The organism is uncultured Treponema sp. (assembly GCF_946187725.1).
Taxonomy (GTDB): domain Bacteria; phylum Spirochaetota; class Spirochaetia; order Treponematales; family Treponemataceae; genus Treponema_D.
In genome coordinates this window covers 1-7,856 of the sequence record NZ_CAMHSK010000065.1, presented here as the reverse complement: position 1 = coordinate 7,856, position 7,856 = coordinate 1, and the positions used below count along the sequence as shown (strand labels likewise).

The 7,856-nt window shown below is 41.6% G+C and carries 8 protein-coding genes and 1 pseudogene; 4 read left to right on the top strand and 5 right to left on the bottom strand.

Annotated features, from left to right (window positions below; all coding sequences use genetic code 11):
* The 3 genes from Q0Q74_RS13845 to Q0Q74_RS13835 all read left to right on the top strand — a co-directional run.
* A partial coding sequence (locus Q0Q74_RS13845) for a PTS sugar transporter subunit IIA (protein ID WP_294431815.1) occupies positions 1 to 258 on the top strand: 258 nt, incomplete at its 5' end.
* Between the two features lie 82 nt (positions 259 to 340).
* Positions 341 to 760, top strand: coding sequence for a hypothetical protein (locus tag Q0Q74_RS13840; RefSeq protein WP_294431813.1), 420 nt, complete (start codon positions 341 to 343; stop codon positions 758 to 760).
* 129 nt (positions 761 to 889) lie between these two features.
* On the top strand, positions 890 to 1,648 hold the full coding sequence (locus Q0Q74_RS13835) for a lytic transglycosylase domain-containing protein (RefSeq protein WP_294431810.1): 759 nt from the start codon (positions 890 to 892) through the stop codon (positions 1,646 to 1,648).
* 158 nt (positions 1,649 to 1,806) lie between these two features.
* Here the strand turns inward: Q0Q74_RS13835 and Q0Q74_RS13830 are convergent, their stop codons facing one another.
* Both Q0Q74_RS13830 and Q0Q74_RS13825 read right to left on the bottom strand, forming a co-directional pair.
* Positions 1,807 to 2,472, bottom strand: coding sequence for an FAD-dependent thymidylate synthase (locus tag Q0Q74_RS13830; RefSeq protein ID WP_294431807.1), 666 nt, complete (start codon positions 2,470 to 2,472; stop codon positions 1,807 to 1,809).
* 1 nt (position 2,473) lies between these two features.
* Entirely contained in the window at positions 2,474 to 3,394 is a 921-nt protein-coding gene (locus Q0Q74_RS13825; RefSeq protein ID WP_294431802.1) for a prohibitin family protein, read from the bottom strand.
* A 99-nt stretch (positions 3,395 to 3,493) separates the two neighbouring features.
* Between Q0Q74_RS13825 and Q0Q74_RS13820 the strand changes: the two genes are divergently transcribed.
* The gene (locus tag Q0Q74_RS13820; protein ID WP_294431800.1) at positions 3,494 to 4,420 is read left to right on the top strand and encodes a diacylglycerol kinase family protein; all 927 of its coding nucleotides are present in this window, start codon (positions 3,494 to 3,496) and stop codon (positions 4,418 to 4,420) included.
* A 287-nt stretch (positions 4,421 to 4,707) separates the two neighbouring features.
* Here the strand turns inward: Q0Q74_RS13820 and Q0Q74_RS13815 are convergent, their stop codons facing one another.
* The 3 genes and pseudogenes from Q0Q74_RS13815 to fusA form a co-directional block, all read right to left on the bottom strand.
* A complete protein-coding gene (locus tag Q0Q74_RS13815) occupies positions 4,708 to 6,129 on the bottom strand; it encodes a lyase family protein (protein WP_294431798.1) in 1,422 nt (473 codons plus the stop codon).
* A gap of 103 nt (positions 6,130 to 6,232) precedes the next feature.
* Complete coding sequence (locus tag Q0Q74_RS13810; RefSeq protein WP_294431794.1) at positions 6,233 to 6,907, bottom strand: hypothetical protein; 675 nt, start codon at positions 6,905 to 6,907, stop codon at positions 6,233 to 6,235.
* Between the two features lie 407 nt (positions 6,908 to 7,314).
* Positions 7,315 to 7,856: pseudogene (gene fusA / locus Q0Q74_RS13805) on the bottom strand (elongation factor G); the annotation flags it as partial.

The following is a 7,856-nucleotide window of genomic DNA, read 5'->3' as shown; positions in this document are numbered from 1 at the left end:
GCTATTCCACACGGAAAGACTGACACAGTCGCTGATTTGGTTGCATGTATTGGCATTTCTGATAATCCTGTTGATTTCGATTCTTTGGATCAGGAGCCATGCCGCATTTTCATCATGACACTTTCACCAATCAACAAAACTGGTCCGCACCTTCAGTTCCTCGCAGAGGTTAGCTTGCTCTTCAAGAGCGCAGAGAAGCGTGCTCAGATTTTGAACACTCAGGACAAGGCTGAGGTTATCAAGATTTTGACCGAGTAGCAGAAAGTTAAAAGGCGTTTTGATGTCGGAAATCTCTACCAAGTGTAGAGATTTTTTTGTTTATGAATAATTGAGGTAAAAAATGAAGCTTGAGCGTTTATTTGAAGTAAAAGAGAGCAAATTGTACACCGTGGGCGGAGAGTCAGTTTCGCTTGATGGAAAGGCTTTTCCTGTTAAATGGAGCGATGTTGAAGCGGGTGAAGGTGAGTACAACGAAGATTTTCTTGCTAAATTGCGTGATGAACTCAAAACTCTTGAAGAAAAAAAATCTTTCGTTTTTATAGAGCCTGTTTTTGATAAAAGCGGTGATTATGAGCAGTTTACGGCAGCCATGAAGCATTGTGCCCGCCGGGTAAAAGATTGCGTTTCTGTAATTGGTTTCGCTGTTCCTGAAGAAATAATCGCGTACAAAGATTTCTACATTGAGGAATTATTCGCAAAACATGCTCACTATTGCTTCTTCTGCAAGCGAAGTGTTGAACCGGGTGTTGTTCAGTATTGATTGCGAAAAGTCTAAAAAAAAATGTAAAATTGCGAAAAACGGTAATAAATGCGAAATTTTCATCAAAAAAACATAATTTTTTCTGAATTTTCCATTGACTGAAAATATTTTTTTTGCAATCATACTTGCATGAATTCTTTCAAAGCTAAAACATTTAGCGGCACGGTAATATTTAGTTCTCTTCTTTTGGCAATCTGCTTCTTTGTCTTAAAGTGTATTCCGTCGCCAGCAGAAAAAAATGCGGAGTCGGCAAAAGAAATTCCTGATTTTAATATGCTTAACAGCATGGATTTTACTGAGGAGTATTTTGCGGAGGCCGGCTTCAAAACCGAATACTCAGATGATTATTCTCCGGAAGATGATGAAGGGCTGGCTCTTTACAGACAGCCACAGTCTAGACCAGCGGTTGAGTGGTTTTATACACATGTAACAAGTAATCGTGAGGTTGCGCTTGCAATCCTTGAAAATGCTGATAAAAACGACATCCCACTTTCACTTGCATTTTCACTTGCCTATGTAGAGAGCCATTTCAAAGTTGATGCAGTTAATTCAAATTCTAACCGTACGATTGACCGTGGATTGTTCCAGCTTAACAGTTCGACTTTCCCAAAACTCAGTGAAGCAGAGTTCTTTGACCCAAAAGTAAGTGCAAAGTACGGAATGAGTCACCTCAGATACTGCATGGACATTGCCGGAAACGAAATCACGGCTCTTGCAATGTATAATGCTGGTACTTCTCGCGTAAAGCAGAACAAAACACCGCAGCATACTTTGAACTATGTTGCAAAGATTTCAAACTATCGCGGCCATCTTGAGAATAAATTCAGCACAGAAGTGCTTGCTTTCTATTCAACTTCTACTAATAACACGGCTTTAGCAAAAAAATAAATTGGCTGATGTAGTTAGTCAAAAGCGTAAAAAAAGATTCGCGGGATAAATTGGATAATTTTCCTGTGTAAAAACAAACATCCCAGTCAAGTTGTTCAATCAACCATGACTGGGATGTTTGTTTTTATATAAAAAACTGCCCGCGTTTAACTTATTCGTTATTCTTTTCTGGGGCGACGACCACAACATTTGGTTTCGATGCAGAAACCTGTTACATCGCACTTGGGAACGAAAAGATTTTCGCAAATCCACTTCCATTCATCAGAGTATTCGCTTAGTGCTGTTTTAATTTCGTTTGCAAGCGTGCGGATTTCGATATATGCTCTCGTACATAATCTTTGGTTCATCAAGTTTATCATGTTGCGCAAATTCCGCTTGTCTACGATTTTTGTCATCATGCCGAGCGGCAGGATGTTTGCAGCATCTTCTTTTGAAACGCCCAGTTTCATTAGAGTGGCATAGCTTTTTCGAATCTGCTCCATACAATCTTCGTAAGCTTTTTGTGCTTCCGGAGATTTTTTTGCCGTGGTGGGCAGATAGTAGTCAAACTTTTCGCAGTTTACATAGCGCGTGCTTTCCTGTAATCGTGTAGGACCACCGCCAATGTGTGTGTAATATTCGCGGATTGCCCGTGCAGAGTAGCCTGAAATGCACAATTCGATGTCAACATATTCAAGAACCCGCCCGTGACCGCTTGAAATACAGTCTTTTGCGCGCTTTATGTTTTTTTCAGCATCATCAATCGGACTGTTCCAGCAAACGCCTGCCATCTTGCCGATTTTCTGAAGAGGATATTTGTCTGTTGTGTCGAATATTTGAATCAATTTAGTTTCCTTTTTTTGCTTCTGGCAGATTGACGATTGCGCCGCTGGCTGTGAGTGGCACATATTCCGGAACCTGACGACCATCCCATTTTTTTGCTTTTTCTAGCTCGATTTCAAGTTCCTTGAGCTTGATTTCAACCTGATAGTTCTGTGCGACTTTTGCGTTGTAGTAAGCGAGTGCATCTGCTTCCACGCGTTTTGCTTCGGCCGCTTTCTGTGCTTTAATCAATTCACCTTCGGCAGTCTGTTCTGCGGCCTTTTTCTGAGCTTCAGCTTCTGCGACCTGCTTTTGTGCGTTTGTCTCTGCAAGCTTCAAATCCTGCTCGGCCTGACGAACCTGCTGTGTACGGTTCATTGTTTCCTTGATGTTTTTGTCAAAATCATCGCTCCAATCCCAGTTTGAAATTGTAAGCTGTGTGACTTCGATTGGATATTCTGCAAGTTTTGCATTAAGTGCTGCTGTTACATCGCCTGTGATTTTATCCTGATTTTCAACAAGCTCGTAGATTGAGTATTTGCCGACTGATTCTTTTACGCTTGCAACGAGGCTTCGTGTGATGGCATTTTCAAGAATCGATTCGTTGTATTTTTTGACCGCATCCATGATTTTTGCTCCGTCGTAGCGGTAGAAAACCGTAACCTGTGAGCCGACAGTCTGCATGTCTTTTGTGATGGCACCGTCTTTTCCGACAGAGAAAGTGACATTCATGCCTTTTGGAACAATTGAATATTTTTTGATTATGCTGACAAATGGCGGATGAAAATGCATTCCTGGTTCCAGAACATCACCTGTAACTTCACCAAGCATTACCTGAACTCCGCGTTCATTTGGGGCAACAACCGAGAAAGATTCATAAGCGGAACCAGCAAGAACGGCGAGCACAATTAATGTGACCAGAGATTTTGTTGCGAATTTTTTCATAGAATTCTCCTGAAAAGTAATATTATAAATATAGTAAAAAATCGCCAAATTTGGAAGAAAAAAATAGCGAGCGTTAAAAAATCATGTTAAAATGTTTTCATGTATCACTTTATTGTAAATGTTCATGGAAGCAGCGGTAAGGCTTTTCTAAAATGGAATAAAATTCGTGCACTGTTGCGGAATAAAAAAATTGATTTTAAGGTTCATGTGCCGCAGCGGGTTGGTCATGCCATGCAGATTGCTCATGATATTTCCGAACTTCCTGAAGATGACATAAAGATTGTCGTTGTTGGCGGCGACGGAACGATTAACGAAGTTCTGAATGGAATCACGGATTTTTCGCGGATTAAGCTTGGAGTTATCCCAACAGGTTCAGGAAATGATTTTTCAAGGGGAATGAAGCTGCCACGCCATAATCAAAAAAAGGCTCTCGAACTCATCTTAAAGTCAAAAGGTGACAAAAAAATCGATTTAGGGCGTTCTACGGTGCTTTCAACGAATGACAGCCGTATTTTCGGAATCAGTTCAGGTTTTGGGCTGGATGCGATTGTCGGCACGGGCATCAATGAGGCAAAAATCAAAAAGATTTTGAATTATGTCCACCTTGGAAAGCTGAGCTATGCGTTTTTGACGATTCAAACGCTTTTTACCATGCGCACTTATTCGGTCTCGCTAAAATTTGACGATGACGAGCCGATTAGTTTCAACAAACTGATTTTCCTTGCGGCGATGAATTTCAAGGCTGAAGGCGGTGGTGTGCCCATGGCTCCTAAAGCACTTGGTGATGACGGTGAACTTTCAATCTGCATCGCGGCGGGTGTACCCAAGTTCCTTACATTCCTGCTGTTCCCGCTTTTGTGTATGGGCTTGCACGGTCGTACTAAAGGATTTTATCTTCGAAACTGCAAGACTCTCACGCTGCAATCTGACGAAAAAAGCATACTTCATACAGACGGTGAACTTGTTGGAAGCGTCGACAGCGTGAAATTCGAGGTTCTGCCGCAAAAACTGACCATGCTTGTGTAAAAAAAAGCAAGGGGAAACGACACCTTTAGTAATATCCGGCTGAAAAATATTTTCAGCCGAGACTCGCTAAAATCGCACATCGTGCGATTTTGCCCTAAAGGGCACGCTCCCTATCCCTCGCGCACTCTTTTTCTTCCAAAGTCTATGATGTTTATTTCATAAGTTTTGCGTATTTCTGAGCGAGCCTCTTCGACTTAACTGCAGCCAGACCGCAGTAGTTGCTCAAGAAATCTCCATAGGAGATTTCTTGTTACGAACTATTGCGGATGTTATCAAGACATGTTTTGTTATTTCATAAGTTCTTTGTATTTCTGAGCAAGTCTCTTTGATTTGACAGCAGCAAGGCCGCAATAGTTCGCCGGATTCTCGAAGAAGGTTGCCGGATTTTCGATTCCGAGTTTTTCGAGCTGAGCCGTGATTTTTGCAAATGCTTCTTCGTGAGTTTTGAGAACTTCAAAGAAGGTTTTGCCTGTTTTTTCTGCTTCGAGAGTGATTTTTCGGATAACTTCGTGGCCGTCGTTTACACCAGCTTCTCCAAGCAAAATATATGCCGGTTCTGCAAGAACGCCGCCCTTGACCTTTCCGCCTGCTCCCTGCAAATTCTTTGCCATTCCTTCCTTATCTGCCTGTAATCCTTTGACTACTGAGTTCATGCGGGCAACTGCCATTGTAAAGCCTGAAACATAGTCAGAAATGAAGCGCTGGCTTGCTGAGTTTGTGAGGTCGCGCTGATGCTCTGAAATCTGGTCCATGTAGAAAGTGATTACGCGCGGGCACATTGCCTTCCACAGAGATTTTACATGCTCGCTGTTCCATGGATTTCGCTTCTGTGGCATTGTCGATGAGCCGACCTGAGTTGAAGCAAAGTATTCGAACACTTCACCGATTTCGCTTCTCTGCAAGTTGCGCAAATCGTCTGCAAGGTTTGCGATGATTCCGAATGCAACATTCATCTCCAAAAGGAGACGCAAAACATGCTCTGGTTCAACGAGCTGATTTGAATATTCAGAAGGTTTGAGACCGAGGAATTCAGTGTAGATTCGCTCAAGTTCTTCAGGGTCTTTTACAATCATTGAAGGACCGTTGTATGAACCAACCGGACCTGCGAGCTTTCCGACCAAATCATCACTCAATTCTTCAATTTTTAAGATTGATTTTCCTAATCTGGCAACGAATTCTGCGATGCTCCATCCGAAAGTGATTGGAACTGCGTGCTGACCATGTGTGCGGCCTACCTGAGGAGTTGCACATTCACGCTCTGCGATTTCACAAAGATATTTTTCGAGCTGTTTAAGTTCTGGAAGAACGACATTTTTTGTGACATCTCTCATTCGGCAGCTCAAGGCTGTGTCCAGAATATCAACCGAAGTTGCTCCAAGATGAATGAGAGGCCCGATTTCAGCATTGACTTTTGTTTTCATTACATTGACAAGAGCACGAATATTATGCTTTGTTTTTTCTTCTTCTGCATAAACTTCTTCTGGGTCAATGTTAGCGGCTACTTCATCAAGTGTTTTTGCGAGTTCATCTGTAAGACAGCCTCGTACTTTAAGGTGAGCCTTTACGAGGGCTGCCTCACATTTTGCACAAGAGCGGATAGAAGCCTGTTCGCTGATATACTTAGAAAGTCCGTCAAAAGCCGCTTTTTCTGAAAGAGAGTAGCGGTGGTCGATACATGAGAGATTCTCAAAAATATTGCGTGTTTCCATGATGTTGAAATTATACTGAAAATTTCGTATTGATACAACGATACAAAAAAAATCCCGCACCTCAAATGAAGCACGGGATTAATGATTTAATTATTCAGTCGGATTATGACTTTGTAATGAGTAATGTTTTTGTGTCGAGTTTGAGGCCTGCTGCGACATCCTTTTTATCATGAATCTTGAGGATATCAACGCTTACTGCGTCTGCCTTCTGATTCAAGTGAAGAACTGCAGAAAAGTAGCCTTCGAGGTTTGCCGGAACTGAATCAGTGAGTTTGTCTCCGTCAGCAGTTGAAGCACCCCAAACAGTTACATTCTCTGATTTTGCATAATTTGCAACAGCTTTGATATCATCTTCTGAGACTTTTGCAAAGTCGATTCCATCAAGAATAACGCCTGATACAGCGATTCCACCGGCTTTGAGAGCATTCAAAGTGTTAACGACTTTAGCAAGAGAGAAGTTATCAAGAGAGAAGTTGAGGATTGTTCGTTTTGAAACGATAGATTCCTTGAGTTCTGCAGCATTTCCAACATTCTTCTTTTTTGCAAGTTCTGTGAAGATTCCGTCGTACCAAGAGATTGCATTTGATGAATCAAATGATACATGAACAAGCTGTTTGTCCTGCAACAAAGTGTCCATTCCGAACTGAACGAGCACTGATGTTTTACCCAATCCCTTTTTTGATGTGATGAGACCAATTTCTCCGGCTTTCAAACCGCCTTCTGTAGCAGAATCAAAAAGACGGATTGTACTTTTATCATAAAGATCTTGTTTTACCATAATTTACTCCTTTAAAAACCCCGCGTTTAGCGGCGTTGCACGGAAGGATCGGATTCGCAAGTTTTGCTGACAGCTAAAACCTGGCCGCGATAAAAACTACATGGATGCAATTTTTATCATGCCTCCTGTGATAATTCTGTGATTAAAAATGTTGCATGAGGCAACTGAACTGTAAGTTTCTGCCGACGACAAAAACTGGACGTGATAAAATTATGTAAGGTTAGTTTTTATCATGCCTCCTTAGTTTTAAACTCTCTTTAATAATATTATAACACGAGTTTAAAAAAAAAGGAAACTGATTTTTTCAGTTTCCTTCTTCTTTGAACGAAAAGTTATTTGTGTTGCGAGTTTTATGACAAAACTCGCTGGGGTAAAAGCACTCCGTTAAAATGAAGTGCTTTTATGACTTATTTCTGAGCTGCTTTTCGCTCTTCCTGATACTTTTTGATGAGCTCGTCAGCAACATTGCCCGGAACTCGACCGTATTTCAGGAATTCCATTGTGAATTCTGCTTTACCCTGTGTAGAAGAACGCAAGATTGTAGAGAATCCGAACATTTCTGAAAGTGGAACTTCAGCGTTAACTACAGACATGTTATTTTCATCTGTAGACTCAAGGATTACACCACGGCGCTGGTTGATAAGACCGAACATGTTACCCTGGAATTCTGTAGGTCCTTCGATAGAAACCTTCATGATTGGTTCGAGGATAACTGGCTTTGCCTTCTCGTAAGCTTCGCGGAATGCACCAATAGCTGCAGTCTGGAATGCGATGTCTGAAGAGTCAACTGGGTGATACTGACCATCATTGATTGTACATTTAACACCAACGATTGGAGCACCGATAAGTGAACCCTTTTCCATTGCTCGTTTGAAACCTTTGTCACAAGATGGAATGTATTCGTTAGGAATAGCACCACCCTTGATTGCGTCTACGAACTCGTAGTCTT